24 protein-coding genes are annotated in these 25,253 nt (G+C 67.7%); 14 read left to right on the plus strand and 10 right to left on the minus strand.

Features of this window, described 5'->3' with window-relative positions; translation table 11 throughout:
* The first annotated feature begins 96 nt into the window (after nucleotides 1–96).
* The 8 genes from FOB72_RS29285 to FOB72_RS29320 all read left to right on the plus strand — a co-directional run bounded on the left by FOB72_RS29285 (nucleotide 97) and on the right by FOB72_RS29320 (nucleotide 5,711).
* Nucleotides 97–744 (plus strand): phospholipid-binding protein MlaC, encoded by a 648-nt coding sequence (locus FOB72_RS29285; protein WP_150376742.1) that lies wholly within the window; start codon nucleotides 97–99, stop codon nucleotides 742–744.
* A 280-nt stretch (nucleotides 745–1,024) separates the two neighbouring features.
* Nucleotides 1,025–1,300, plus strand: coding sequence for a DUF2282 domain-containing protein (locus FOB72_RS29290; RefSeq protein WP_150376743.1), 276 nt, complete (start codon nucleotides 1,025–1,027; stop codon nucleotides 1,298–1,300).
* Nucleotides 1,297–1,722 carry a DoxX family protein gene (locus tag FOB72_RS29295; protein ID WP_150376744.1) on the plus strand — a complete coding sequence of 142 codons (426 nt, stop codon included), beginning with the start codon at nucleotides 1,297–1,299 and terminating at the stop codon, nucleotides 1,720–1,722. The genes FOB72_RS29290 and FOB72_RS29295 overlap by 4 nt, the downstream gene beginning before the upstream one ends.
* A 10-nt stretch (nucleotides 1,723–1,732) precedes the next feature.
* Nucleotides 1,733–2,596, plus strand: coding sequence for a DUF692 domain-containing protein (locus FOB72_RS29300; RefSeq protein WP_150376745.1), 864 nt, complete (start codon nucleotides 1,733–1,735; stop codon nucleotides 2,594–2,596).
* On the plus strand, nucleotides 2,593–2,790 hold the full coding sequence (locus FOB72_RS29305; protein WP_150376746.1) for a hypothetical protein: 198 nt from the start codon (nucleotides 2,593–2,595) through the stop codon (nucleotides 2,788–2,790). The genes FOB72_RS29300 and FOB72_RS29305 overlap by 4 nt, the downstream gene beginning before the upstream one ends.
* Nucleotides 2,787–3,539, plus strand: coding sequence for a DNA-binding domain-containing protein (locus FOB72_RS29310; RefSeq protein ID WP_150376747.1), 753 nt, complete (start codon nucleotides 2,787–2,789; stop codon nucleotides 3,537–3,539). The genes FOB72_RS29305 and FOB72_RS29310 overlap by 4 nt, the downstream gene beginning before the upstream one ends.
* The gene (locus tag FOB72_RS29315; RefSeq protein ID WP_191002303.1) at nucleotides 3,530–4,348 is read left to right on the plus strand and encodes an alpha/beta fold hydrolase; all 819 of its coding nucleotides are present in this window, start codon (nucleotides 3,530–3,532) and stop codon (nucleotides 4,346–4,348) included. Before FOB72_RS29310 ends, FOB72_RS29315 begins: the two co-directional genes overlap by 10 nt.
* Before the next feature lie 37 nt (nucleotides 4,349–4,385).
* Entirely contained in the window at nucleotides 4,386–5,711 is a 1,326-nt protein-coding gene (locus FOB72_RS29320) for an acetamidase/formamidase family protein (RefSeq protein ID WP_150376749.1), read from the plus strand.
* A 92-nt stretch (nucleotides 5,712–5,803) separates the two neighbouring features.
* On the opposite strand, the gene hpnH is transcribed toward FOB72_RS29320, so the two are convergent.
* Together hpnH and ispH are read right to left on the minus strand one after the other, a co-directional pair.
* Nucleotides 5,804–6,970 carry an adenosyl-hopene transferase HpnH gene (hpnH, locus tag FOB72_RS29325; RefSeq protein WP_150376750.1) on the minus strand — a complete coding sequence of 389 codons (1,167 nt, stop codon included), beginning with the start codon at nucleotides 6,968–6,970 and terminating at the stop codon, nucleotides 5,804–5,806.
* Between the two features lie 20 nt (nucleotides 6,971–6,990).
* Complete coding sequence (gene ispH / locus FOB72_RS29330; protein ID WP_150377552.1) at nucleotides 6,991–8,001, minus strand: 4-hydroxy-3-methylbut-2-enyl diphosphate reductase; 1,011 nt, start codon at nucleotides 7,999–8,001, stop codon at nucleotides 6,991–6,993.
* A gap of 166 nt (nucleotides 8,002–8,167) precedes the next feature.
* On the opposite strand from ispH, the gene hpnA reads away from it, so the two are divergent.
* On the plus strand, nucleotides 8,168–9,166 hold the full coding sequence (gene hpnA / locus FOB72_RS29335) for a hopanoid-associated sugar epimerase (protein ID WP_263364846.1): 999 nt from the start codon (nucleotides 8,168–8,170) through the stop codon (nucleotides 9,164–9,166).
* 23 nt (nucleotides 9,167–9,189) lie between these two features.
* Here hpnA and FOB72_RS29340 read toward each other — a convergent pair whose 3' ends face one another.
* The 4 genes from FOB72_RS29340 to FOB72_RS29355 all read right to left on the minus strand — a co-directional run bounded on the left by FOB72_RS29340 (nucleotide 9,190) and on the right by FOB72_RS29355 (nucleotide 12,258).
* Nucleotides 9,190–10,332: a glycosyltransferase gene (locus tag FOB72_RS29340; protein WP_150376751.1), complete on the minus strand. Its 1,143-nt coding sequence runs from the start codon at nucleotides 10,330–10,332 to the stop codon at nucleotides 9,190–9,192.
* Between the two features lie 26 nt (nucleotides 10,333–10,358).
* Nucleotides 10,359–11,369, minus strand: a complete 1,011-nt coding sequence (locus tag FOB72_RS29345; protein WP_150376752.1) for a ferritin-like domain-containing protein — start codon at nucleotides 11,367–11,369, stop codon at nucleotides 10,359–10,361.
* 154 nt (nucleotides 11,370–11,523) lie between these two features.
* On the minus strand, nucleotides 11,524–11,802 hold the full coding sequence (locus tag FOB72_RS29350) for a hypothetical protein (RefSeq protein WP_150376753.1): 279 nt from the start codon (nucleotides 11,800–11,802) through the stop codon (nucleotides 11,524–11,526).
* A 183-nt stretch (nucleotides 11,803–11,985) separates the two neighbouring features.
* A complete protein-coding gene (locus FOB72_RS29355; RefSeq protein WP_223851632.1) occupies nucleotides 11,986–12,258 on the minus strand; it encodes a hypothetical protein in 273 nt (90 codons plus the stop codon).
* Nucleotides 12,259–12,455: 197 nt separating this feature from the next.
* Between FOB72_RS29355 and FOB72_RS29360 the strand changes: the two genes are divergently transcribed.
* A complete protein-coding gene (locus FOB72_RS29360) occupies nucleotides 12,456–13,571 on the plus strand; it encodes an AGE family epimerase/isomerase (RefSeq protein WP_150376754.1) in 1,116 nt (371 codons plus the stop codon).
* A gap of 38 nt (nucleotides 13,572–13,609) precedes the next feature.
* Here the strand turns inward: FOB72_RS29360 and FOB72_RS29365 are convergent, their stop codons facing one another.
* Nucleotides 13,610–14,467 (minus strand): LysR family transcriptional regulator, encoded by an 858-nt coding sequence (locus tag FOB72_RS29365; RefSeq protein ID WP_150376755.1) that lies wholly within the window; start codon nucleotides 14,465–14,467, stop codon nucleotides 13,610–13,612.
* A 105-nt stretch (nucleotides 14,468–14,572) separates the two neighbouring features.
* Between FOB72_RS29365 and mdtD the strand changes: the two genes are divergently transcribed.
* Nucleotides 14,573–15,991, plus strand: a complete 1,419-nt coding sequence (mdtD, locus tag FOB72_RS29370) for a multidrug transporter subunit MdtD (protein ID WP_223851633.1) — start codon at nucleotides 14,573–14,575, stop codon at nucleotides 15,989–15,991.
* Here mdtD and FOB72_RS29375 read toward each other — a convergent pair.
* The 3 genes from FOB72_RS29375 to FOB72_RS29385 all read right to left on the minus strand — a co-directional run bounded on the left by FOB72_RS29375 (nucleotide 15,981) and on the right by FOB72_RS29385 (nucleotide 17,552).
* Nucleotides 15,981–16,352 (minus strand): hypothetical protein, encoded by a 372-nt coding sequence (locus FOB72_RS29375; RefSeq protein ID WP_191002304.1) that lies wholly within the window; start codon nucleotides 16,350–16,352, stop codon nucleotides 15,981–15,983. The genes mdtD and FOB72_RS29375 overlap by 11 nt on opposite strands.
* Entirely contained in the window at nucleotides 16,349–17,059 is a 711-nt protein-coding gene (locus FOB72_RS29380; protein WP_150376757.1) for an alpha/beta hydrolase, read from the minus strand. Before FOB72_RS29380 ends, FOB72_RS29375 begins: the two co-directional genes overlap by 4 nt.
* A gap of 166 nt (nucleotides 17,060–17,225) precedes the next feature.
* Complete coding sequence (locus FOB72_RS29385; RefSeq protein ID WP_150376758.1) at nucleotides 17,226–17,552, minus strand: hypothetical protein; 327 nt, start codon at nucleotides 17,550–17,552, stop codon at nucleotides 17,226–17,228.
* A gap of 786 nt (nucleotides 17,553–18,338) precedes the next feature.
* Here FOB72_RS29385 and FOB72_RS29390 point away from each other — a divergent pair.
* The 3 genes from FOB72_RS29390 to cobW all read left to right on the plus strand — a co-directional run bounded on the left by FOB72_RS29390 (nucleotide 18,339) and on the right by cobW (nucleotide 25,250).
* Nucleotides 18,339–22,298, plus strand: a complete 3,960-nt coding sequence (locus tag FOB72_RS29390) for a cobaltochelatase subunit CobN (RefSeq protein ID WP_411859887.1) — start codon at nucleotides 18,339–18,341, stop codon at nucleotides 22,296–22,298.
* Nucleotides 22,299–22,445: 147 nt separating this feature from the next.
* On the plus strand, nucleotides 22,446–24,092 hold the full coding sequence (locus FOB72_RS29395; protein ID WP_223851634.1) for a M30 family zinc metallopeptidase: 1,647 nt from the start codon (nucleotides 22,446–22,448) through the stop codon (nucleotides 24,090–24,092).
* Nucleotides 24,093–24,191: 99 nt separating this feature from the next.
* Nucleotides 24,192–25,250, plus strand: coding sequence for a cobalamin biosynthesis protein CobW (gene cobW / locus FOB72_RS29400; protein ID WP_150376761.1), 1,059 nt, complete (start codon nucleotides 24,192–24,194; stop codon nucleotides 25,248–25,250).
* Nucleotides 25,251–25,253: the final 3 nt, after the last annotated feature.

Genomic DNA, 25,253 nt, shown 5'->3' on the forward strand with positions numbered 1-25,253 from the left:
TTGTTACTGCCTGATTCAACTGGATTCGAACGAGGTCGAACTAAGTTCGGTGTTTCGTTTCGAACCTGTACGTTTCTTACTCGTACTTAGTCGCCCATGAAGCTCTCCGGTTTCCATCCCGTCGCACTCGCTCCCATCGTGGCCCCCATCGCCGCCGTCATGGTGGTTTCCGTCGCCCACGCGCAGGCCGTCGATACCAAGGCCGCGCCGGACCGCCTCGTGCGCGCGGCCGTCGAGGGCGTGATTTCCCAGATTCAGTCCAACCCCGACACCCGCAGCGGCGATCTGTCCAAGATCACGGCCGTCGTGCAGAAGCAGTTCCTGCCGTACACGGACTTCGGGCGGACCACCCGCCTCGCCGTCGGCACCGCGTGGAAGACCGCGACGCCCGAGCAGCAGAAGACGCTGCAGGAACAGTTCACCCAGTTGCTCGTGCGTAGCTATGCGGTCTCGCTGTCGCAGCTCCGCGACCAGAATCCCAAGTTCCGCTACCAGCCGCCGCAGGCCGGCAGCAATGCCAACGACGCGGTCGTCGGCACGCGCGTGCTGAACAACGGCGACGAAATGCTGATCGACTACCGTCTGACGAAAACCGCCGACGGCTGGAAGATCTACGACATCAATATGATGGGCGCCTGGCTCATCGAGGTCTATCGCAAGCAGTTCTCCGATATCGTCGCGCGCGACGGCGTGGACGGACTCGTCAAGTACCTCACCAACCATAACGCACGCGGCGCCGCCTGAGGGCCGCGGCGGTCCTGTCATTCGTCGGGGCAGTCCCGACTATGGTGGGATCGCCGCCGCGTTTGTATCCGGGTTTGTATCGGTAGCGGCGCAGCGACCTGTCCCGGCGCGTTTTTTTTAAACGTTTTGTATCGCCGCCGATACCGGACACACGGCGAAACACAGCGCGTTTCCTCCCCCGCTATAACTCCCGTCACCTGACGGGAGCGCGCGAATCGTCCGACACTCTCCTCGTTGTTCTCCCGCCAGGTTGACCCTCAACCTCACATCGGGAGAACCCATGCCTAACAAGCGCGCCGCCCTCGCGGCTTCCCTCGCGGTCTCGATCGCCGCACTCGCCAACATCGCCCACGCCGAGGGCAAGAAATCCACCGAGAAGTGCTACGGCGTGGCCCTCGCGGGACAGAACGACTGTGCCGCCGGCGCCGGGACCACGTGCGCGGCCACGTCCAAACGCGATTACCAGGGCGATGCCTGGAAGCTCGTCGAGAAGGGCACCTGCACCGAGATCAAGACGCCCAAGGGCCCGGGTTCGCTCACGCCGGTCAAGCGATGAACCGCTGGGCCGACCGCATCCTGCCGCCCGCGCTGCTGTTGCTGGTGGCGCGGCTGGGCATCGCGTCGGTGTTCTTTCTTTCGGGCCGGACCAAGGTGGAAGGCCTGCTGACGATCAAGGACACCACGTACGAGCTGTTTCGCGCCGAGTACGCGCTGCCGCTGATCCCGCCCGATCTCGCGGCGCAGCTGGCGACCGTGTCGGAGCATCTGTTCCCGATCCTGCTCGTGCTGGGGCTGTTCACGCGGCCGGCCGCGCTGGCGCTGCTCGGCATGACCGCCGTGATCGAGATCTTCGTCTATCCCGACGCATGGGCCACGCATCTGAGCTGGGCCGGGCTGCTGTTGCCGCTGATCGCGCGGGGCGGCGGACGGTGGTCGCTCGATGCAATGCTGTGGCGGCGCGCGCCGGATCTTCGCTGAGGCCATCGACATGCCACTTCCCAATACCGCGTTCTCCGGCTTTGGCCTCGGCCTGCGCAAGGAGCACTATCGCGATTTCCTCGACGGCGAGGTTCCGGTCGACTTCGTCGAGGTCATCTCCGAGAACTTCATGGTCGAGGGCGGGCAGCCTCGCCATATCCTGCGGCAGGTGCGCGCGCGCCATCCGGTGGCGTTGCATGGCGTGTCGATGTCGATCGGCTCGGCGGACGGGCTCGATCGCGACTACCTGCGCCGCCTGCGCGCGCTGGTGGACGAGGTCGAGCCGCTGTTCGTGTCCGACCATCTGTGCTGGACGCGCATCGACGGGTTTCAGTCGCACGACCTGCTGCCCGTGCCTTACACGGAGGAGGCACTCGGTGTCGTGTGCGCGAACATCGCCCAGGCACAGGATGCGCTCGGCCGCGCGATGCTGATCGAGAATCCGTCGAGCTATATCGCGTTTCCGGGCGCGGCCATGACCGAATGGGAGTTTCTGGCGGAGATGTGCCGGCGGACGGGCTGCGACCTGCTGCTCGACGTCAACAATATCTACGTCAGCGCGGCCAACCATGGCTTCGATGCGCAGGCGTATCTCGCCGGCGTGCCCGCCGGGCGCGTGCGGCAGATCCATCTGGCCGGACACAGCGTCGGCAAGGACCTGCTGATCGATACGCACGATGCGCCCGTGTGCGCCGATGTGTGGGCGCTCTATGCGCGGGCCATGTCGCTGGTCGGGCCGGTGGCGACGATGATCGAGCGCGATGCGGAGGTGCCGCCGCTGGGGACGCTGCTCGACGAGCTCGCGCTGGCCCGCATGCACGCCAGCATGCCCGGCCGCCCGCACGCCTCGTCCGACATGCAGGAGGCCGCATGACGCTCGCCGAACTCCAGCACGACTTCCGCGCGTGGCTCGTCGATGCATCGCCGGACGCGGCCGATCGCGTGATCGGCGCCGGGCATCCGGGCCTCGCGGTGTATCGGAACAACTATCGCGCGCAGAGGGCGGGATGCGCCGAGGCTGCGCACGCGAAGACGCGCAATCGCCTTTCGCCGCGGGAGGCCGCATGACGCTCGCCGAACTCCAGCACGACTTCCGCGCGTGGCTCGTCGATGCATCGCCGGACGCGGCCGATCGCGTGATCGGCGCCGGGCATCCGGGCCTCGCGGTGTATCAGAACAACTATCGCGCGCAACTGGTCGGTTGCCTCGAAGCCTCGTATCCGAAAACGCGCGATCGGCTCGGCCACGCGGCGTTCCTCCATACCGCGATCACGCATATCGACGCACGCCCTCCGCATGCCTGGACGCTCGATGCCTATGCCGACGGGTTTGGCGACACGCTTGCCACGCTGTTCCCCGACAACCCCGACCTCGAGGAACTCGCGTGGATCGAGCATGCGCTCTCCACGGCGTTCGTGGCGGCCGACGCCGCGCCGCTCGACGCCGCCGATCTGGCCGCACTCGACTGGGACCATGCGCGCCTGTGCCTGTCGCCGGCCCTGCGCATGCGCGCGGTCACCACCAACGCCGAGCGTGTGTGGCACGACGCCACAGAGGCCGAGATGCTGCCCGAACCCGCGGCGCTGCTGGTCTGGCGACAGGACTACACATCGTGCCTGCGTCAGGTATCGATGCTCGAGTTCGAGGCGCTGACGCAGCTGCGCCGCGACGGCAGCTTTGCCGCGCTCTGCGACATGCTGGCCGAACGGCTCGGCGAAGACGCGGGTGTCGCGCAGGCGGGCGCATGGCTCGCCGGGTGGATCGGCAGCGCGCTGATCGTCACCACACCGCCGGAAGAGGAGCCCTCATGTCCGTGAACCCGACGCACCCGCTGCGCCGCGCCCGCACCGACCTGCTCGATATCGGCTACCTGACCGCCGGGGACGAGACCGCCCGCCCCGTGGTCCTACTGCACGGCTTCCCTTACGACGTCCGCGCGTTCGACGCCGTGACACCACGGCTAGCCGCGCAAGGCGCGCGCGTCATCGTGCCGTACCTGCGTGGCCACGGTCCCACACGATTCCACGACGCCGCCACGCCCCGCATCGGCGAACGCGCGGCGCTGGGACAGGACGTGATCGACCTGATGGATGCACTGCATATTCCCGAGGCGGTATTCGCGGGCTTCGACACGGGCGGCCGCGCGGCCAGCGCCGCCGCCGCATTGCGCCCGACGCGCTGCGTGGGCCTGATCGCAGCGTCCGAAGACCGCGTGGCCGACCGCGCCGCGCTGCGCGAACCGCAGCCCCCGCGCACCGAGTGGGACCACTGGTATCGCTTCTATCTGCTGACCGAACGTGGCCGCGCGGGCCTTGCACGACATCGGCGCGCGATCGCGCGCATGGTCTGGCGCGATCAACTCGTCCAGTACGACGACGATCTGTTCGACCGTTCCGCAAGGACGTTCGACAACCGCGACTTTATCGCCGTGACCGTGCAGGGCCTGCGCCACCAGTTCGGTGACGACGCGGGCCATGCCGACCAGGCGGATGCCGACCGCAAGATCGCGCAGGCACCCGCGCACGGCCGTCCGGCCTTCGCCATCGACACGCTGCCACAGAACGACCCATCCGCGTGGGTGGAAGCCGCGCTGCAATGCATGCGGCAAGGCAAATGGCGCACCTGACTCACCTCGAGCTTTTCCCCCACACAAGGAGACTTTCATGAGCACGACATCGCAACCCACGACCGAGGCGGTCGATTACCTTCGCGTGGACACCTACACCAGCGGCATCATCGGGCCGAGCCAGCCGATGCTGGGCCCGCTGGCCGATGGCGGCACGCTTGTCACCGGCACGCCGCCGGGCTGCTGGGGTCCGATGATCACGCCCGCGTTCGAAGGCGGACACGAGGTCACGCAGCCCGTGTACGTCGCCGGTGCCGAGGTCGGCGATGCGGTCGCGCTCGATATCCGGCGCATGCGCGTCACGTCGGCCGCGACGTCGTCCGGCGTCATGCGCTTCGTCGAAGGCCGCTACAACGGCGATCCGTTCGTCGCCAAGTTCTGCGGCCACTGCGGCACCGAGCATCCGGCATCGCATGTCGAGGGCATCGGCGAGGACGCGATCCGCTGCAATCACTGCGGCGCGGAAGTCAGCGCGTTCCGCTTCAGCCACGGCTACGTGATCGTGTTCGATGCGGAGAACGAGGTCAGCCTAACGGTCAACCAGCAGGTCGCGGACCGTCTTGCCGGCAAGGCATCGGAGATGTCCGCGCTGCCCGACCATGCGGCGCAGCACTCGATCCTCTCCCTGGCGCGCGCGGACATCCCGGGCGTGGCCGCACCGATGCGCCCGTTCCTCGGCAATATCGGCACCACGCCGTCGCGCGACCTGCCGGACTCGCACAACTGCGCGGACTTCGGCCAGCACCTGATCGGCGCGCCGCACCGCTTCGGCATGACCGAGGCACAACTGCATGCGGCCAAGACCGACGGCCATATGGACACGAACTCGGTGCGCGAAGGCTGCATCCTGATCTGCCCGGTCAAGGTGCCCGGCGCCGGCGTGTATATGGGCGATATGCACGCGCAGCAGGGCAACGGCGAAATCGCGGGCCATGCCACCGACGTGTCGGGCGAAACCGAGCTGACGGTCGAGGTCATCAAGCACCTGACGATCGACGGCCCGATCCTGTTGCAGAACCTCGACGACCTGCCCCCGATGGCCCGCCCGATGACCGCCGCCCAGCGGCAAAAGGTCGCCGAGCTGGGCGAACGCTGGGGCCAGCGCGAGATCGAGCAAAGCGGACCCATCACGTTTATCGGCAGCGGCGTGGACCTGAACGCCGCCACAAAGAACGGTCTGCAGCGCGCGGCAGACGTCACGGGCCTGCCCTACGACGAAGTGCTGAACCGCGCGACGATCAACGGCTCGATCGAAATCAGCCGCTTGCCCGGCACGGTCCGCGTCACGATCCTGTGCCCCATGCCCATCCTCGACCGCCTCGGCATCGGCCATCTGGTCCGGGAGAAATACCAGATCGGCTAACGCACCACGGGAGCATCACGCGTCGGGGCAAAACAAAAACGGCTGCGATCGCTCGCAGCCGTTCTTGTTTGCGCGGGATACGCCGTACGGGCTTAGTGCACCGTGGCGGCATCCTTGGCGGCGTTGCCTGCCTTGGGCTTCTTCTGCAGGCCGCCGATCTCGGCGAGCTTGATCTCGACGTGGCGCGAGAACACGTAGTCGGCCGGGCGTTGCTTGTCGAGGTTGATGTCCGGGGCCATCGGGCCCGAAGTCTTCACGCCGCGCAGGGTCACGCCCAGTGCCTTCAGCGGATGGGCGAAGGTGTCGGCCACGGCCGTCGCTTCGTAGCCGCTGTGGACCATGCAGTCCGCGCACTTTTCGTAGTTGCCGGTACCGTAGGCGTCCCAGTCGGTCTCTTCCATCAGTTCCTTGAAGGTCTTCACGTAACCTTCGCCGACCAGATAGCACGGACGCTGCCAGCCGAACACCGTACGCGCCGGGTTGCCCCACGGCGTGCAATGGTAGGTCTGGTTGCCGGCCAGGAAGTCGAGGAACATCGTCGACTGGCTGAATGCCCAGTTCTTGCCGGCATTGCCGCGCGACAGAATGTCGCGGAACAGCTGGCGGGTCTTGCCGCGGTTCAGGAAGTGCTGCTGATCCGGCGCGCGCTCGTAGGCGTAGCCCGGCGACACGGTGATGCCATCGACGCCCATTTCCTTCACGGTGTCGAAGAACTTCGCCACGCGGTCCGGCTTGGCGTCGTTGAACAGCGTGCAGTTGATGTTCACGCGGAAGCCACGCTTCTTGGCTTCGGCGATCGCGGAGACGCAGCGGTCGTACACGCCTTCCTGGTTCACCGAGTGATCGTGCATCTCGCGGTCGCCGTCGAGGTGGACGGACCAGACGAAGTACGGGCTCGGCTTGTAGTCGTCCATCTTCTTTTCCATCAGCAGCGCGTTCGTGCACAGGTACACGAAGCGCTTGCGCGCGATGATGCCCTGGACGATCTCGGGCATGTCGCGATGGAGCAGCGGCTCGCCGCCGGCGATCGAGACGACGGGGGCGCCGCACTCATCGACTGCCTCGAGGCATTCCGCCACGGACAGGCGCTGGTTCAGGATGGGGTCCGGATAGTCGATCTTGCCGCAGCCCGAGCAGGCGAGGTTGCAGCGGAACAGGGGCTCGAGCATCAGGGCGAGCGGGTAACGCTTCTGACCGGACAGATGCTTGCGTGCAATGTAGGCGCCCACGCGGGCGACCTGCAGGAACGGAATGGCCAAGGTGCTTCCTTCTGTGGTATTCAGGCTTGCGCTTCGGCTTGCCGGGTGTCGGCTAGCTGAGCGTCGCTGTCGTCTTCGGTGTCTCTGGCCGTCCTTGCGGCCAGCTTCGGGTCGGCCAGTTCGGCCGGCAGGCGGAATTCGGCATGCTCCTCGCGGCCTGCCATGGTCGATACTTCGACCGGCCCGAGGCGGCGCAGTGCCGCGATGACGTCTTCCACCATCTCCTCGGGCGCGGACGCCCCGGCGGTAATGCCGATCACGCGGGCGTCACGCACCCACGCGGGATCGAGTTCGCTGCCGTCGGCGATCAGATAGCTCGGCACGCCGCTTTCGGCACCGATTTCACGCAGACGGTTGGAGTTGGAACTGTTGGTGGCGCCAATCACCAGTATCACGTCCACATGCGCGGACAATTCTCGCACCGCACTCTGGCGGTTCTGCGTGGCATAGCAGATATCGCGCGTATCGGGCCCCACCAGGTTGGTGAAGCGCCGATGCAGCGCGGCGATGATATGACGGGTGTCGTCCACGGACAGCGTGGTCTGCGTGACGTAGGCCACGGGCGCATCCGCGGGAATGTCGAGCGTTCCGACTTCCGCCTCGTTCTGCACCAGGATCACGTTGCCCGGAATCTGGCCCATCGTGCCTTCCACCTCGGGGTGGCCGGCATGGCCGATAAGAATCACGATGCGGCCGGCCGCCGCGTACTGGCGGCCTTGCGTATGGACCTTGATCACGAGGGGGCAGGTGGCATCGATCGCATGCAGCTCGCGCTCGCGCGCTTCCGCCACGACCGTCCGCGCCACGCCATGGGCGCTGAATATCGTCACGGCGCCGCCGGGGACCTCATCCAGCTCTTCCACGAATCGCGCACCCTTTTTCTTCAGGGTTTCGACCACATGCTTGTTGTGGACAATCTCGTGGCGAACGTAAACAGGGGAACCGTGCTTGATCAGCGCACGGTCGACAATCTCGATCGCGCGCACGACTCCGGCACAGAAGCCCCTGGGCTGGGCAAGGATCACCTGCATAGAGACGGCCCCCCGACTCTTGTACGATTTTTCATCATCTAATTGGTATTTCTGCATCACTTTTCCGACGCACGGTGGTTACTATATACCGGTGCCGATTTTCTTGTTCGATACGTTGGTATGGGCCAACGTATTTGCAGGGCATTTTGATGACAGGGGAACTGAAATTAGCGATTCGATTCTGGTGACCGGCGCCTCCGGTTTTTTGGGCTCTTCTGTGATGCGTCAGGCACTTGACCGCGGATTCCGGGTGCGCGTGCTCGTACGCGCCTCGAGCCCGCGCACCAACGTCGAGGGCCTGCCCGTCGAACTGGTCGAGGGCGACCTGCGCGACGCCGCGTCCATGACCCGCGCGATGGACGGCGTGCGATACCTGTTCCACGTCGCCGCCGATTACCGCCTGTGGGCGCCGGATCCCGAGGAGATCGTGCGCAACAACCGCATCGGCACGGTCAACGTCATGGAAGCCGCCCGCAACGCCGGCGTCGAACGCATCGTCTACACGAGCAGCGTGGCGACCCTGCGCGTGGCCGGCGCCACGGCGCCCGTGGACGAGACCGCGCCGCTGGCGGCGGACGAGGCCATCGGCGCGTACAAGCGCAGCAAGGTCGTGGCCGAACGTGAAGTGGAGCGCATGATAGCCGAAGGTTTGCCCGCCGTGATCGTCAATCCGTCCACGCCGATCGGTCCGCGCGACGTCAAGCCGACGCCGACAGGCCGCGTGATCGTCGAGGCCGCCACTGGCAAGATCCCGGCGTTCGTCGATACGGGCCTGAACCTCGTCCATGTCGACGACGTGGCCACGGGCCACTTCCAGGCGCTCGAGCGCGGCCGCATCGGCGAGCGCTACATCCTCGGCGGCGAGGACGTGCTGCTGCGCCAGATGCTGCGCGATATCGCGGGCATGTCCAACCGGCGCGCGCCGACCATCGAGCTGCCGCGGTGGCCGCTGTACCCGATTGCCCGCGTGGCCGAAACCATCGCCCGCTTCACGGGAAAGGAGCCGTTCGTGACCGTGGACGCGCTGAAGATGTCCCGTTACCGGATGTTCTTCACGTCGGCCAAGGCCATGCGCGAACTCGGCTACGCGCCGCGTCCGTATCAGGACGGGCTGCGCGATGCGCTGGCCTGGTTCAGGCAGGCGGGGTATCTCGACAAGCGCTGAATGCCCGCGCTCGCGGCATGCGCTCACGGCCGGACGGGCGCCTGCGAGCGCCCCTTCCACTGGCCGCCGCGCTTGAGCCAGTAACGGCGCGCGGAATCGAGCGTCGCGCCCAGATAGAACAGGGCGGTCACGGGCAGCAACGGCGCCAGCCAGGCCGGCTGGCGGTACTCGCGCAGCATCGGCCGATAACTGGCCGCCATCAGGATCCACGCGAGCCAGGCCGGCCATAGCGCCGGACCGCCGCCCAGCGCCAGCACGGGCGGCGCAATATAGGTCAGCAGCATCCCGGCCGTCGCCCCCGCCAGCATCCACGGCGAGTAGTGCAGCTGCGTATAGGCGCTGCGCGCGATCATGTTCCAGAGGCTCGACCAGTCGTCGTAAGGACGCAGCGACAGGCTGTCGTCGGCGAGATCCAGCCGGATCGAGCCGCCTTTCTTGATCTGCGCGGCCAGGCTGCAATCGTCGATCAATTCGCCGCGAATGGCCTCGAATCCGCCGATGCGTGCGAGCGCGTCGCGCCGGGCCAGCATGCAGCCTCCGGCCGCCGCCGCGACGTTGCTGTTCACGTCGGCAACTTTGCGGAACGGATAAAGTTTGGCGAAGTAGAAGACAAATGCCGGCACGATCATGCGTTCCCACCATGATTCGCAGCGCAGGCGTACCATCAGCGAGGTCAGGTCGCGGCGTTCGTCGATAGCGCGCGCGACCAGATCGCTCACCACATTCGGGCCGTGCCAGATATCGGCATCGGTCAGAAAGACGAAAGCCGCGTCCGGCATCGCCTTGTCGGCGGCGGCCAGCCCTTCGGACTGGGCCCAGACCTTGCCGCTCCAGCCCGCGGGCAGGTCCCGTGCGCCGATGACGGTCAGCGCATCGGCACGGCCCAGCGTGACCGCGGCCGCGCGCGCGATATCGGCGGTCCCGTCGGTGCTGTGGTCGTCCACGACGACGAGGTGCAACGGTCCCGGATAACGCTGGCCCAGCACGCCGCCAACGGCTCGGCCGATCACGTCGGCCTCGTTGCGGGCGGGAATCACCGTGACCACGGGCGGCCAGGTTGCGGGGCGCGGCGACGGCGCGGGCTTGGACACACGCCAGAATCCCGCGCGCGCGAACACCAGCACGCACCAGATCACCAGTGTCAGCAGGGACAGGGCAAACATCATCTCGTTATCAGGGCAGGGGCAGGGACTTACTTCACGAAACGGCGTACGAGTCGTGCGATGCGCGGCACGAAGTCGGGCCGCAGCAGGCGCGCATCATACCCTGCCATGCGCCGCTCGTTCTCGACGAGGCACAGGTCGATCAGCGCGCCGGGCGTCAGCGACTCCGTCAACGCGCCCGACGCGTTCATCGGGAAGTTGGCGTCCTGGACGCTGTCGCCCGTATCGATGCCCTTGGCGATGCCGATGCGCTCGCGGATCAGGTGGATCCAGACCCGCCACACCTTGAGCGTGTAGAACGGGCGGCGCCACCAGGGCAGGCTGCGCCGGTACCAGGCGGCCCAGTTCACGAAGAACAGGATATGACGGCCTTCTTCCTGGATCACAGGCTCGAACGTCTCGACCAGTTCCGCGGGGAAGAACCCCGACTGCTTGGCCGCGGCGAACAGGCCGAACGCGGCAAAGCTGTCGATGCACTCGCTGTAGCCCGTGGCCAGCCAGCCCCATTCGGGATCCGCGGGCACCGGATATTCGGGCTCCGGCTCCAGCGGGATGCCATAGGCCTCGACCAGCTTCGACAGCACGACCTTGTGGCGCGCTTCCTCGTCGCCATCCATCTCCAGCGCACTGCGCAGCAGCGGATCGCGCACGGTCCCGGCAAACGCATGCACGCGCACGGACGCGCGGCCTTCGGTCTGCACGGCGATATCCCAGATCGGCAGCGACGTCACGCGGCGCAGGGCGTCGGGCGCCAGCTTCGGCCAGTCGATGACGGCGGGTTTGTAGGGGTTGTGGGTCTGGAGCAGCATGTTGCTGAACAGGCGCAGATGCTCGGGAGATCCGATGCGGATCGGGCCCGGCGTCGGGTCGGTCCAGTTGCGCATCGCATGGTCGGCCTGATCGATGGCCTTGCGCGCGATGGTCGCGGCGACGGCGGCGGCGCGCGCCTCGGCAGTGGCTTCCCCATGGGGGTTTCCGTGGGTGTCCGGGAGACTGGCGACTCCGTCCTGTGCAATCCCGTCCTCTGCAATCCTTCTCATCGGTTCTCCCGCTTTGCATGCGGGTGTCATTGTAACGATGGTGCGCGCGGTACGCAGCCGAGGTGCGCACCGTGTAGCAATTGCCGAAGCCGAGGGAAAAGCGGACGCAGGGGAAGGAAAGAGAAGGGGGAAGAGAAGGGGAAAGCGGCGCCCCTCAGGGCGCCGGGGCCGAGTGATGACGCGGGCCAGGGACCCGTGGCGGCCAGTCCTGCGAAATATCGGGCACCACGTCGCACTCGCCACGCACGATGTTCTCGATCGTCGCGCAAATGCCTTCGGTGCCACGCGGGCCAACGCAAACCAGGCCGCGCGGATGCTCGGCGTGGGCCGGAATGGCGTACACATGCATGCCTTCGCGGTACAGCGGATGCATGGTCAGCCGCTCGTTCAGCAGTTCGACAAAGCGGCGGGGACTCACAGTCTGCTTGTCCATCGCTCTCTCCCAATACCAATGCGCTCCCGCTCGCTCTGGGGGGAAGCGAGATGCCGGGCCGAGGAGTAAACAGCCTAGGGCAATCCGTGCAAAGTGGCAAAAACGCGCTGAAAAGCAATGGCGCGTTTCAAACCGGTGGGTGGAACGTGGCGCTCAGGGCCCGTTTCGGCAGCGTTTTGCGCCTCAGTGATGGCGCGAATGCCCGGCGGCGGTGCGCGGCACATCGAGCATGCCGTTGCCGCAGGCCCAGCAGGCCGCCTCGGCCTCGGCCATGGACGCATAATGCATCGACGACTCGATCGTGCTGTCGCAGTCGGCACCGCCGCAGTGCTCTTCGACGACGATGCGCCAGGAATAGCGTCCTGGCGGGTCCTCCATCACATGCATGACGAGCGTGCGGCGCTTGTCGCTGAGGGTTGTCGGGGCAGTGGGCGTGATATGGGGTTGCATGGCCATGGTGCGCTCCCGTGGCGTGCCGCGAGCCCCGGCGGGGCCGTCGGACTTTTACCATAGCACCGCTTTGCAGCAATGCCAGCCGCAAAGCGGCCGTGTGCCGGAGGCGCCCCGGCAGCTTTCGCGGGCGGCGCATTTCCAGTATCTTTGCCGCTCGGCGCCTGCCGCACCCGCGGCCATGTGCCCTTTTTCCTTTGCCAATGTCCGTACCGTCTTCCCTCGTCCGCGCGATCGACACCCTCGTTGCCCACTACGACGCCACCGTGCTGCCGGCGTGGACCGGCGCGGGTTGGGACGCCGACCGGCAACTCGCGCACGAGGCGCTCGACGGCGCCACCGGGGCGCCCCGGCCGGATCAACGCTTTCGCGCGATGGCCTGCGCGCGCCAGTTGTTCGTTTTCTCCCGGGCCGGCCACCTGGCCCACGCGCGCACGCTGTTCACGTCGCTGCGGCGGTATTTCGGCGCGGCAGGCGGCGCATGGCTCTACAGCGTCGGCCCGGACGGCCAGCCGCTCGACACCGCGCGCGACCTCTACACCCATGCGTTCGTGATCTTTGCGGCGGCGCACTACTATCGCGCCTCGTCGGACCCCGACGCGCTCGCGGTGCTGCGAGCCACCGTGGACGTGGTGGAAGACCGCTTTGCCAACGGCGCGGGCCTGTATCACGCCGCGCTGACGGCCGACTTCGGCGACAGCGGCGCCGGTGTGCTGCAGAACCCGGTCATGCACCTGACCGAGGCCTACCTCGCCGCGCTCGACGCCACGGGCGACCCATGGTTCGCCGGCCGGCTGCAGGCGCTGGCGCGGGCGGTTCACGTAACGTTCGTCGATCCGCTCAACGGTTGCATCGCCGAACTGCCGCAGGGCACCGCGGGCAACCGGATCGAGCCCGGGCATCAATTCGAGTGGTACTCGCTGGTGGCGATGGCACCGCAGGTCTTCGGCGACTCGCCGCTGCGGGAGACGCTCGACAAGGCCTTTGCGTTCGCACGCACGCACGGGGTGGCCGATGTCGATACGCTTGGCGTTTGCGCCGCGATCGATGGCAAAGGCCATCAGATCGATACGACGCAGCGCATCTGGGCCCAGACCGAATTCGCGCGGGCGCTGGGACTGCGCGGCACGATCGATGGCGATGCCGGCGCGTTGGTGCAACTAGAAGCCTGGATCGCGAGTTTTCGGATTCGTTTCCTGCATCCGCTGGGCTGGCACGAGGTGTTGGCCGCCGACGGCAGCGTGCTGCGTGCCGAAATGCCGTCCACCACGCCGTATCACCTGCTGACCGCCTACGAGGCGTTGCGCGCGCTGCGCTGAAGTCGTGCCCCTTATCGCGCGCTCCTTATCGCGGGCCCTTAGTCGTCGCGGGACGCGCGCAGGTCGCTCTTCTGCAACAGCCGGAGCAGCGTCTCGGCCGGCTTGCTGAGCCGGCGCGCGGACAGCGAAATGAACTCCACATCGGGCAGCGCGGGCAGTTCCGCGTGGTTCACGGGCGGCACGAGGCCGCGCCCGGAGAGGTTCTGCGCCCGCACGGTAATCCCGAGCCCGCCGCGCGCGGCGGCGATGCAGCCCGAGTGACTGCTGCTGGAGCAGACGATATGCCAGCGCCAGCCGCTTTTGGCCAGCGCATCGAGCACCACGGAGCGCGTCACGCTCGGCTCGTGCACGAGGATCAGCGGCAGCGGCTGCCGCACGTCGATGACCGTCCCCGGCCGCGATAGCCATTCGAGCTGCCCGCGGAACAGCGGCACCCCACGGCGGTCGCCTTCGCGCCGCTTGCCGACCATCAGGTCCAGCGCGCCCGCATCCATGAGTTCGTAAAGCCGGCCCGTCATACCGATGGTGATCTCGAACTCGACGTCGGGATGCGCATCGCGGAATGCGGCCAGCACGTTGGGCAACGGGCCCTGCGCGAGGTCTTCTGAGGTGCCGAGGCGCACGCGCCCCTGGAGCTTCGGGGCGCTGAACTGGCCTTCGGCGCGCGCGATCGACTCGAGAATCAGCCGCGCATGGACCAGCAGCGCCTCGCCGTCCGGCGTCAGCGCCAGCGAATGGGTATCGCGCACGAAGAGCCGGCGGCCGACGCTCTGCTCCAGCCGGCGGATATGGTCGCTGACCGACGACTGGGACAGCCCGAGCTGGCGCCCCGCGTCGGTGAAGCTGCGCGCCGTGGCTACCGTGGAGAAGGTCTGGATCCAGACGGGATTGAGCATGGGGGCATTGTCATCGGAATTTCCGATTGCAGTCAATAACTCCAGAGGGGTTCCCGATGGGCGATGCCCTCGTTAACATTTCAGCATTCGCTACAAAACCATGCAATGACTGCCGTTTCACCCCCCACCACCGCCGGAACATCCGGGTCTTCGCAGAAGGCCATGCTCTGGATCGTCTTCGCGGGCTTCTTCATGCAGGCCCTCGATACGACGATTCTCAACACCGCACTCCCGTCCATCGCCCATAGCCTCAACGAGAAACCTCTCGCGCTGCAGCCGGTGATCGTTGCCTATACGCTGACGATGGCGATGCTGACACCGGCCTCGGGCTGGCTGGCCGACCGCTTCGGCACCCGGCGCGTGTACTTCGCCGCCATCCTGATCTTCGTGCTCGGCTCGGTGTTCTGCGCCACCGCCCATACGCTTACGGAACTGACGATCGCGCGCGTGCTGCAGGGCATCGGCGGATCGATGCTGCTGCCGATCGGGCGGCTCGCGGTGCTGCGCAATGTGCCGAGCGAGCAGTACATCGCGGCGCTGGCGTTCGTCTCGGTGGCCGGGCAGGTGGGTCCGATCTTCGGCCCCGTGCTGGGCGGCTGGCTCGTGGAGAGCGCGTCGTGGCACTGGATTTTCCTGATCAACGTGCCCGTGGGGCTGATCGGCCTGCTCGCGGTGCGCCGCTACCTGCCGGCCGGCGAGTCGGGCGTGGCGCCGCCTTTCGACTGGCTCGGCTGCGGCCTGCTGTCGCTATGCATGGTGTCGTTCTCGCTGGCGCTGGATGCTTCGCACGGTACCGGCGGCCCCGCGCTCGGTATCGCGCTGGCCGCGCTCAGCGTCGTGTCCGCGCTGCTCTATATTCCGCACGCCCGCCGTCATCGCACGCCGCTGTTTCGTCTTGCGCTGTTCCGCGAGCCGAATTTCACCACCGGGCTGATCGGCAATCTCGTCGCGCGGATCGGCTCCGGCGCGGTGCCGTTCCTGCTGCCGCTGCTGATGCAGCTGCAACTGGGCTACACGCCGTTCCATTCGGGGCTGATGCTGCTGCCGGTGGCGCTCGCGGGCGCGGTGGCCAAGCGCTGGATCGTGCCGCTCGTGAACCGCTTCGGCTACGGCAACTTCCTCGTGGTCAACACGCTGATCGTCGGCGGATCCATCGCGTCGTTCGCGGCGATGGCGCCGGGCTGGCCGCTTGCGGTGTCGATCCTGCAGCTGGCGACCTTCGGCGCGTCCAACTCGATGCAGTTCGCGGCGATGAACAGCGTGACGCTGAAGAACCTGTCGCGCGAGGATGCGGGCAGCGGCAACAGCTTGTTCTCGATGGTCCAGATGCTGGCCATCGGCCTGGGCGTGACCATCGGCGGCGGGCTCGTAAGCCTGTTTTCGGTCAAGCTCGGCGTGGCCGCGCCGGCCTACCGGCTGGCCTTCGTCAGCGTGGGCATCATCACGATGCTGTCGGCGCTCGTGTTCCGCCGGCTCGATATCGCCGAACTCACGCGGCCGCGCCGCGGCGCGATTACTCAGTGACGCCGTTTTCCCGCAGCAGCCGTTCGCATTCGTCCAGCATGTCGTGGGCGAATGCGGACTGGTAGTTCGGGTCCAGCGCTTCCATCATCTCGTGGGCCGCATACAGTCCGGCTTCCCGCGACAGCGTCTCCGCGAGCTGGCGCGCGAACTGGTCGCTGAGCTCGGACAGCAGCCGCCGCTCCGATAACGCCAGTTGCAGCTTGGACCGCGACAGCCACATGCCGGCCAGCGTCGCGCCCTGTGCGTCCGTCATCCATGTCCGGTGTTCGTAATAGGCCGAGAGGCGTTCCGCGGCCAGCGCGAACAGCAGGGCCTTGCGCGTGTTGAAGTCGATGCGCGGGGGAGGGGTCTGCGGAATCATGCGAGCGAGCCCTGGAAACGGGCCCGCAGCCACTGACCGATATCGGCAATCTCTTCCAGGCACACCGAATGCGGCATCGGATACGTATGCCATTCGGGCGCATGGCCCCGCGCGCGCACGAAGTCGCGCGCCTGCTCGCCGAGCGCAAGGGGGACGACATCGTCGCCCGTGCCATGGGCCGCGAAGATCGGCGTGTCCGCATTCGCGGCGGACGCCTCGGCCGTGACGAGGTCCGGCGAGGGGATATACGTCGATAGCGCGATGATCCCGGCCAGGCGCTCGGGATGCGTGAGGCCGGCCGTGTAGGCAATGGCGCCGCCCTGCGAGAAACCGGCCAGCACGATGCGCTCGGATGGGACCCCGCGCGCGTTCTCCCGCGCGATCAGCGCGCGAATCGCGTCGCGCGACTTGCGGATACCCGCTTCATCGCCGCGTCGGCCGACTTCGTCGAACGAGAGGATGTCGTACCAGGCCGGCATGACGTAGCCGCCGTTGGCGGTGACGGGCATGGCCGGGGCATGCGGAAACACGAAGCGGATATTGGGCGCGTCGCCGAGGCCCAGTTCGGGCACCACGGGCACGAAGTCGCTGCCGTCGGCGCCGAGGCCATGCATCCAGATGACGGTATAAGCGGGCGGTTGCGCCGCGGATTGCGACCGTTCGGGCGCGGATTCGAGTTCGATGGCGGGGAGCAGCGCAGCGGTCATGAGAGGAGGCCGGTTCCAGGGTCGGGGCGCGCGCGAGGGCCCATCGCCGGGAATCGGCCGGGCCGCGCGGAGGCGCACGGCCGCGAGTATCGCACAGGCTTCGGTCGCGCACGCTTCGGCGGCCGACGCTTGCCAGCCAGGCCCTCCGCCGCGTGGCGGACGTGCCTCAGGCCGCGGAAGGCACGATGGGCACGGTGGTCAGGCCCGGCGATACGCGCGCGGGCTGGGGCACCTGCGGGAGCTCTTCCGGCCGCTTGTCGGCGCGGGGTTCCGTGGCCGGCGCGGCGGCGCGGCGCTTGTCGGCGACGCCTTCCACACCGCTCGTCCCGACTTCCTCGAGGAACGAGATCATGTTGCGGTAGTAGTCCACCTGCATCTGCGCTTCCAGCAGGCGACGCTCGGCCTGAAAAAGCGTCAGCCTCATGTCTTGCAGTTCCTTCTCAGCGATCTTCTCGGGCGTCGGTGGACTGAACAGGTTAGCAAGCGAACGCATGGCAGATACCTCCAGGGGTGACGACTGCTGTTAATGCAAATGCCTTGCCATGACCATCAATATAGTCGACCTGAGGTGAGGTACACGATGGGTCACCATGCTCCGTGTGGGCTCGCCCACGCGGATGATTGCCTCTCGCCGCTCCCCGGTGTAGATTTTTTGCCGGCGCATAACGGGTGTTTCGGGGCATGCACTTTGTGCACGAAGCATCGATCACTTCTGCACGCGATTGTCATTTTTACGCGCGGGCATGCTCGCTTGTTGCCTCGCGCGCATGAATGACATGCACTCATGCCCCGGCGTCTCCCTCTGCGTTGTCGATTTCAGTGAGCGCAAAAACAACAGGTTGCGACCCCTGCAACGTGCGTTTGGATGGTGTCGCGCACCACACATCGCATGGCAAACGCGCGTGCGAGGCGCAAGGGTAGAATGCTGCGCTTGTCTGCCCCGACCGCCCCGACTGTCCCGTCGTCGCCCCCTGTGTTCATTCCTCGCTCCGTCCGCGCCAGCCTGCTGACGGCCTCGGCCCTGCTGCTGTTCTGCCTGCTGCTGATCGCGGGGCCGAAGGCATTCGCCGCGCCGGTGCGCATTCTCGTCATCACCCCGAACACCCATCTGTTGCCCGCGGCGCAGGCGGCCTTCCGTGCGCGGTACGCGCAGGGCGACGGCATCGCGGACATCGACTTTGCCGCCACGGCGTCCGAGGCGGCGACGCGCATCGCGCGCGCCGATGTCGTCCAGACGTGGTACGTGCCGGGTGCGATGCAGCGCACGCTGGCCCCGGCGATGCGCGCCGCACAGGCGCGCGGCGCGCTGTTGCTGGCCACGCCTGCCGCGGACGCGGAAGCGGCGTGGGGCGTGGCGCTCGATGCCGCGCGCAACGATGCCGCGCGCCAGTACTGGGAGGCCGGTGGCGCGGACAACCTCGCCGCGTTCTTCGCTTATGCGGCGGCGCAGCGTGGCGCGGCGATCGACGTGCCCGCGGTGCGGCCGGCGCCGGCGGCGGGCATCTATCATCCGCGCGCCGCGCAGCCGTTCGACAGCCTGCCCGCGTATCTCGCCTGGTACCGGAGCGAGAGAGGCGGAGATGAAAGAGGCGGAGATGAAAGAGGGGGCGGGGTAGGGGCGCGGTCGCCGCTCGTCGCGCTGGCGTTCTATGCGACCAGCTATCGCCAGCGCGATCTTGCGCATATCGATGCGCTGATCGCGGCGCTCGAGCGGCAGGGCATCGGGGTGGTGCCGGTGTTCGGCTGGCCCCTGTCGAGTCTCGACGCGTATCTGACGACCGATGGCGCATCGTCGCCGATCTCGCTGCTGCTGTCGCTGAACCTGACCATTCCCCGCGCGCAGGACAAGGACTGGCTTGCCGCGCATCGCATCCGGATCATCAACCTTGTTGCCACGCGCGACAGCCGCGCCACCTGGGCCGCCGATGTGCGCGGCATCCCGGGCGACCGCGTGCCGCTGCTGGTCACCGCGCCCGAACGCGCCGGTGCCACCGAGCCGATGCTGTTCGCCACGCAGGAAGACGTGGAAGGCGCACGCGCGAGTGTCGCCGTGCCCGAGCGCGTGGAGGCCATCGTGGCGCGCGTGCGGCAATGGCTGTCGCTGCGCGCCAGGCCGGCCGCGGACCGGCATGTGGCTATCCTCTATTACAACAACCCGCCCGGCCGCGGCAATATCGGCGCGAGCTATCTGGCGACGCTGCCCTCGCTGGCCGCGATGCTCGAGCGGTTGCGCGCGGCGGGCTACCGTACGGGCACCGCGCTGCCCGACACCGCGACGCTCACGCGCCTGCTCGAGGCCAACGGCCGCAACGTGGAGACGTGGTCGCCGGGAGAGCTCGACGCAATGGTGCGCGCGGGGCACGTGACGCTGCTGCCCGTGTCGCAATACCGCAAATGGTTCGATGCGCTGCCGCCGGCGTTCCGCGAGGCGGTGACGCGCGCATGGGGACCACCGGAACGCAACCCGCTGATGATGACGCGCGTGGCCGCGCGGGGCTCGCTGGGCATTGACGGCAAGACCGTGACGGAAGGCGAGCCGGCATTCGTCATTCCCGGTCTGCGCTTCGGCAACCTCTTCGTCGGCCCGCAGCCGCTGCGCTCGACGTTCGCGCGCGCGCAGGACACCTCGCACGATCTGCTCACGCCGCCTCCGCATTCGTATATCGCCGCGTATCTCTGGTATCGCCATGCCTTCGGTGCCGATGCCGTCGTGCACGTCGGCCGCCACGGCACGCTCGAATGGCTGCCGGGCAAGCAGGTGGGTTTGTCGGGCGACGACAGCGCGGAGGTGCTGCTCGGCGGTGTGCCGAATGCCTACGTCTACATCCAGGACGGCGGCGGCGAGGCCATCCAGGCCAAGCGCCGCAGTGCCGCGGTGCTCGTCAGCCATCTGTCGCCGCTGCTTGCCAACGCGGGCCAGCCGCCGGCGCTTGCGCAGCTCGATCAAGCCATCGAGCAGGAAGCCGCCACGCGCGATGCCTCGCCGGAACTTGCGCGCCAGTACCGCGCGCAGGCGATTGCCGAGGTGCGCGCGCTCGGACTCGACCGGCAGCTCGGGCTCGATCCGGGCGCGCCGTGGGAGTCGATCGAGCCGACGATCCATGCGTTTCTGCATCGCGTGGAGGCGGAGCCCGTGCCGCTCGGCATTCACGCGCTGGGCCAGATGCCGCCGCTGCGCGAGCAGGAGGATGCGTTGGCCACGATGCTGGCCGCGCGGCTGCGTCCGGCGCAGGTCCGCGCGCTCGGGATGCCGCGTGTTCGGGAATGGGCCGCGGATCTCGTCGCCGGCCGCGAGCCGTCGCTCGATGCGCCCTCCGCCCCTTCCGCCCCTTCCGCCCCTTCCGCCTCATTCCACGACGCCGGTCCCGCGGCGCCCCCGGCGGCGGCCGACCGATCGCTCGCCGACGCCGCGCGCGCGGCCATTGCGGCCGGCCGTGGATGGCTCGCCGACCTGCGCGTATCGCCCGCAAGCGAACTCGACGGGCTGCTCACCGTGCTCGACGGCGAATACCTGCCCAGCGGCCCGCTCGGCGACCCCGTGCGCACCCCCGACTCGCTGCCCACGGGCCGCAACCTGCACGCATTCGACGGCGCCCAGATCCCCACGCGCGCGGCATGGGCGCTCGGCAAGACCATGGCGGAACAGACGCTCGCCCGCTATCGGCAGGAACACGGGGCGCCGCCCGAGTCCGTCTCCATGGTCCTCTGGTACGGCGAGACCGAACGGCATCAGGGCGCAATGGAAGCCGAAGCGATGTACCTGATGGGCGTGACGCCCGTCTGGAATGCGCGCGGCATCGTCGAAGACGTGAAGCTGATTCCCGACGCGGAACTGGGCCGTCCGCGCGTGAACGTGGTGCTGACCATCTCGGGCATCTATCGCGACGGGTTTGGCGACAAGGTCGCGCTGCTCGACAAGGCCGCGCGGCTGGCCGCCGCGGCGGGCGACAACGCCATCAGCCGGCACGACCGGGCAGTGACGGACGCCCTGATCGCGCGCGGTACCGACGCCACGCAGGCCGCGCGTCTCGCTCGCGCCCGTGTGTTCGCGGCAAGTCCGGGCAATTACGCCATCGGCGTGCAACAGATGGTCGAGCAGAGCCGCGACGCGCAGCCGCCGGCCGGCGATGCGCAGCCCGGCACGCAGGGACCGCGCAACGCACTGGCCGAGCTCTATCTGCACGCGATGAACCACGCCTACTCGGCCGATGGCTGGGGCGAGAGCGCACCGGGCGCGCTGGCCAGCCATCTGCGGTCGAACCAGGCCGTGCTGTTCTCGCGCGCAAGCACGCTCTATGGCGCGCTCGACAACGACGATACCTATCAGTACGCGGGCGGCCTCGTCGCGGCCACGCGCTCGGTAACGGGACAGGCCCCGCCGCTGTGGCTGCACAACCTGCGCACGGCCGGCGAGACGCGCACCGTTGACGCGCGCACGTGGCTGGCCACCGAGCTCAATGCGCGCCACTGGAATCCGAAATGGATCGCCGCGATGCAACGCTCGGGCTACGCGGGCGCCCGCGAGATCCAGCGCGAGATCGAGCACCTCTACGGTTTCCAGGCGACCGTCCCCGAACAGATGTCGGGCACGTTCTGGCAACGCACCTACGACGTGTACGTGGCCGACAGCCTGCACCTGGGCATGGACCGATTCTTCCGCACGGCCAATCCCCATGCCATGCAGGCCATGCTGGCGCGCCTCATCGAAGTGGACCGGCAGGGCAGTTACCGTTTCAGCGACGCCGAGCGAGCCGAGCTGCTGCGCCGCTATGCGGCGTCGGTGCGGCGCGACGGACTGTCGTGCACCGCGAACACGTGCGGCAATCCGGTACTGATGGCGCATATCGCGCGCGCGTCGCAGGCGGCGCATGTGGATGCCGCCCTGCTGCGCGACATGGGGCGGCAGTTCGCGGACGCGAAGGTGGCGGATGCGCGGACGCTTCTCTCGGCCCGCTCGGCCCGCTCGGTGCCCTCGGCGCCATCACGCCCTTCACCGGTAACCCCCATGCATGTCAGCCGTGACCCCGCCGCGCGGCCCGCGCGGGAGGCACCGGCCGCGCCCGCCCAGGCCGAGCCGATTCACGGCATCCGGCTCGAACCGGTAACAGGCACCACGCCGTCGCTCGCGCCCGCGTCCACGCCTTGGCGCCTCGGTGCCGCCGCGTTCACGCTGCTCGCGTTTCTGGCCGGCGCGGCCGCCGCGTGGCGCCGCGCCACACACCGAGCCCCTCGGGCCTGATCCGGGCGCAGGGGTACAGACCGGGCGCGCGCTGCCGATATTGCCCCATGGACCTGTCTTCCACAGGGACCAAAAAAATCTAGACAAAGAACGGGGAAAAGTATCATGCGTGCGCGCAATGCAACGAATTGGGGCGCGATAGCGGCCATGACGCTGAGCGCGGCGCTTGCCGCCTGCGGTGGCGGCGGCGGCGACGACGGCGGCGCGGCACAGACGAGCACACCGGCCACGACGTCCGGACCCGTCGCACCCAGCGCGCCTGCCACGCCGGCGTTGGTGGTGGCGGCCGCCTGCGGCGGCTGCGCGGCCGTGGACGCCAATACCTATGCCGGCAGCGGCACGGGCGTCTGGCAAGCCAGCAACACGTCGCTGGCGGCGGTCGATTTGCCCGTCAGCATCGCGGGCCTCAATGGCCAGGACGTGTCGCTCGTCTTTACCAACGACGGCGCGGTGGCGCAGGCCATGCCCGCGATCTCGCTGACGGCGTCCCGCTTTCCGGCCGCATTGCAGAGCCTCGAGCTCGACGGTGGCGCACAGGATGCGGAGGCCACGCGGCGCGCGATCTCGGACTTCAACCACAATGGCTGGGCGACGCTCGTCGGCGACAAGCGCCCGCAGTCGTCGGCCATCGCACCGCAGGCGCCGAACTTTACCGCGCTGACGAATTCGCGCACCTGGTATCACGCGGACAACAGCGCGCGTACCGCGACGCTGCGCAAGCAGATCGCCACGACCGACGGCACCACCGTGAACTTCTGGGTGGAGAACGGCGAGGAAGGCGCGGGCAGGATCGACTCGACGACCCTCGACAGCCTGGCCGCCGCGTATGCGGGTGCCGGCGGCATCTACGACATGCTCAAGTCCGTCGGCGGCGTCATGTGGGGGGCGCAGCAGTTCTCGACGCTGATCGACGGCAGCGGCCAGCCGATCGACATCGTGATCCTGAACTTCGATCGCAACAACAAGCCGTACGACCTCGTGGGCTACTTCTACGCGCGCAACAACTTCAAGCGCGCAAGCCAGCCGTTCAGCAACGAATCGATCTCGCTCTACCTCGATTCGGAGACGCTCTATCTCGCGGGCGCGGCGGGCATGCAGCAGATGCGCATGACCATGGCGCACGAAGGCATGCACATGCAGAACTTCTATCGCCGTGGCGTGCAGCAGTCGAGCGTCTACATGTACGACACGTGGCTCGAGGAAGCCACCGCGATGATGATGGAGGACTTCGCGAGCTTCACGATCGATCCCACGTACAACGCGATCCGCGACGTCCGCTTCCGCGACTATGTGGCCTATGGCGCGGGATCGTACAACTGCAACCTCACGGTCTGGCGTCCGTTCGACGCCAGGGTGTGCGACAGCTACTCGGTATCGGGTTCGTTCGGCGGCTTCCTGAACCGTCAGCTCGGGCTGGCGTTCTACCGAAACCTGCTCACCAACTTCAGTACCACGGCCTCCGTGGGCGTGCTCGACGCGGCCATCCGTTCGGTGCAGCCCGGTTCGGGCTTCCTGCAGCAGTTCGCGGCCTGGAGCGCCACCGCGGCGTCGCTGATGCCCGCGAGCGCGAGCCCGGCCGGCTATGGCTACCCGGTGCGCGCCGATGGCGGCTTCGTGCTGCCGCAGATCGATCCCGCGTCTTACGCCAGCCTGCGCACGCTGACCACGGCCGTGCCGCAGACGCTGCAGGCCTATGCAAGCCTGCCGATCGTGCGGCAGGCCGTGCGCGGCACCTATCGCGAGACCGTACGCGTGCCTGCCGGTACCCATCTGTCGATCGTCGTGCACGATTGATCTCCCTCCGGTCCCCTCTTCGCGCGAGAGGGGACGCGGCGGCTCTGCTATGCTGGTCGTCCTTGCGAAAAACCTTCGCGGCACAACCTTTCGACCGGCATGCAAACCAACAAAATCCCGGCAACGATCGTCACCGGCTTCCTCGGCAGCGGCAAGACGACGCTGCTGCGCCATATCCTCGACAACGCCAACGGCCGCCGCATCGCGGTCATCGTCAACGAGTTCGGCGAACTCGGCATCGACGGCGAAATCCTCAAGGGCTGCGGCATCGGCTGCGACGACGCGGGCGAGCCCACGGGGCAACTCTACGAACTGGCCAACGGCTGCCTGTGCTGCACCGTGCAGGAAGAGTTCTACCCGGTGATGGAGCAATTGCTCGAGCGCCGCGAGCAGATCGATCACGTGCTGATCGAGACGTCCGGCCTGGCGCTCCCCAAGCCGCTCGTGCAGGCCTTCCACTGGCCGAGCATCCGCAATGCGTTCACGGTGGACGCCGTGGTGACCGTGGTCGATGGCCCGGCCGCCGCCGCCGGCCAGTTCGCGGCGAATCCGGTTGCCGTGGACGCGCAGCGCCGCGCCGATCCGAACCTCGACCACGAGTCGCCGCTGCATGAACTGTTCGAAGATCAGCTCGGCAGCGCGGACCTCGTCATCCTGAACAAGACCGACCTGATGGACGACGCGCAGCGCGCGCAGGTGGAGGCGCTCGTGCGTCCCGAGATTCCGGCCGAGGTCAAGATCGTGCCGGCACAGGGGGGCCGCATCGACGTGGACCTGCTGCTCGGCCTGAACCGCGCGTCGGAGGACACCATCCACCTGCGCGTGGACCATCATGGCGACGGGGACGACGCCGATCATCATCACGACGAGTTCGACTCGGTGGTGGTGGAGGCCGGCGATGTCGATCGGGATCGGCTCGTGGCGGCGCTCGGCCAGCTCGTGCAGTCGCATACGATCTATCGCATCAAGGGTTTCGTGGCGCTCCCGGGCAAGCCGATGCGGCTGGTCGTGCATGGCGTGGGCCAGCGTTTCGACAGCTATTTCGACCGTGCATGGCGCACCGGCGAGAGCCGCCGCACGCGCGTGGTGCTGATCGGGCAGGACCTCGACCACGCGACGCTGCAATCGCAACTGACGGCCGCGCTGGCAAACGCCTGACCC

Origin of the sequence: Cupriavidus pauculus (assembly GCF_008693385.1) — a bacterium.
Classification (GTDB): Bacteria; Pseudomonadota; Gammaproteobacteria; order Burkholderiales; family Burkholderiaceae; genus Cupriavidus; species Cupriavidus pauculus_D.

Excerpts from the sequence above, each read along its gene's own strand:
- FOB72_RS29285 (WP_150376742.1), top strand. The coding sequence starts at position 97 with ATGAAGCTCTCCGGTTTCCATCCCGTCGCACTCGCTCCCATCGTGGCC.
- FOB72_RS29290 (WP_150376743.1), top strand. The coding sequence starts at position 1,025 with ATGCCTAACAAGCGCGCCGCCCTCGCGGCTTCCCTCGCGGTCTCGATC.
- FOB72_RS29295 (WP_150376744.1), top strand. The coding sequence starts at position 1,297 with ATGAACCGCTGGGCCGACCGCATCCTGCCGCCCGCGCTGCTGTTGCTG.
- FOB72_RS29300 (WP_150376745.1), top strand. The coding sequence starts at position 1,733 with ATGCCACTTCCCAATACCGCGTTCTCCGGCTTTGGCCTCGGCCTGCGC.
- FOB72_RS29305 (WP_150376746.1), top strand. The coding sequence starts at position 2,593 with ATGACGCTCGCCGAACTCCAGCACGACTTCCGCGCGTGGCTCGTCGAT.
- FOB72_RS29310 (WP_150376747.1), top strand. The coding sequence starts at position 2,787 with ATGACGCTCGCCGAACTCCAGCACGACTTCCGCGCGTGGCTCGTCGAT.
- FOB72_RS29315 (WP_191002303.1), top strand. The coding sequence starts at position 3,530 with ATGTCCGTGAACCCGACGCACCCGCTGCGCCGCGCCCGCACCGACCTG.
- FOB72_RS29320 (WP_150376749.1), top strand. The coding sequence starts at position 4,386 with ATGAGCACGACATCGCAACCCACGACCGAGGCGGTCGATTACCTTCGC.
- ispH (WP_150377552.1), bottom strand. The coding sequence starts at position 8,001 with ATGCAGGTGATCCTTGCCCAGCCCAGGGGCTTCTGTGCCGGAGTCGTG.
- FOB72_RS29340 (WP_150376751.1), bottom strand. The coding sequence starts at position 10,332 with ATGATGTTTGCCCTGTCCCTGCTGACACTGGTGATCTGGTGCGTGCTG.
- FOB72_RS29345 (WP_150376752.1), bottom strand. The coding sequence starts at position 11,369 with ATGAGAAGGATTGCAGAGGACGGGATTGCACAGGACGGAGTCGCCAGT.
- FOB72_RS29350 (WP_150376753.1), bottom strand. The coding sequence starts at position 11,802 with ATGGACAAGCAGACTGTGAGTCCCCGCCGCTTTGTCGAACTGCTGAAC.
- FOB72_RS29355 (WP_223851632.1), bottom strand. The coding sequence starts at position 12,258 with ATGGCCATGCAACCCCATATCACGCCCACTGCCCCGACAACCCTCAGC.
- FOB72_RS29360 (WP_150376754.1), top strand. The coding sequence starts at position 12,456 with ATGTCCGTACCGTCTTCCCTCGTCCGCGCGATCGACACCCTCGTTGCC.
- FOB72_RS29365 (WP_150376755.1), bottom strand. The coding sequence starts at position 14,467 with ATGCTCAATCCCGTCTGGATCCAGACCTTCTCCACGGTAGCCACGGCG.
- mdtD (WP_223851633.1), top strand. The coding sequence starts at position 14,573 with ATGACTGCCGTTTCACCCCCCACCACCGCCGGAACATCCGGGTCTTCG.
- FOB72_RS29375 (WP_191002304.1), bottom strand. The coding sequence starts at position 16,352 with ATGATTCCGCAGACCCCTCCCCCGCGCATCGACTTCAACACGCGCAAG.
- FOB72_RS29380 (WP_150376757.1), bottom strand. The coding sequence starts at position 17,059 with ATGACCGCTGCGCTGCTCCCCGCCATCGAACTCGAATCCGCGCCCGAA.
- FOB72_RS29385 (WP_150376758.1), bottom strand. The coding sequence starts at position 17,552 with ATGCGTTCGCTTGCTAACCTGTTCAGTCCACCGACGCCCGAGAAGATC.
- FOB72_RS29390 (WP_411859887.1), top strand. The coding sequence starts at position 18,339 with ATGCGCGCCGCACAGGCGCGCGGCGCGCTGTTGCTGGCCACGCCTGCC.
- FOB72_RS29395 (WP_223851634.1), top strand. The coding sequence starts at position 22,446 with ATGACGCTGAGCGCGGCGCTTGCCGCCTGCGGTGGCGGCGGCGGCGAC.
- cobW (WP_150376761.1), top strand. The coding sequence starts at position 24,192 with ATGCAAACCAACAAAATCCCGGCAACGATCGTCACCGGCTTCCTCGGC.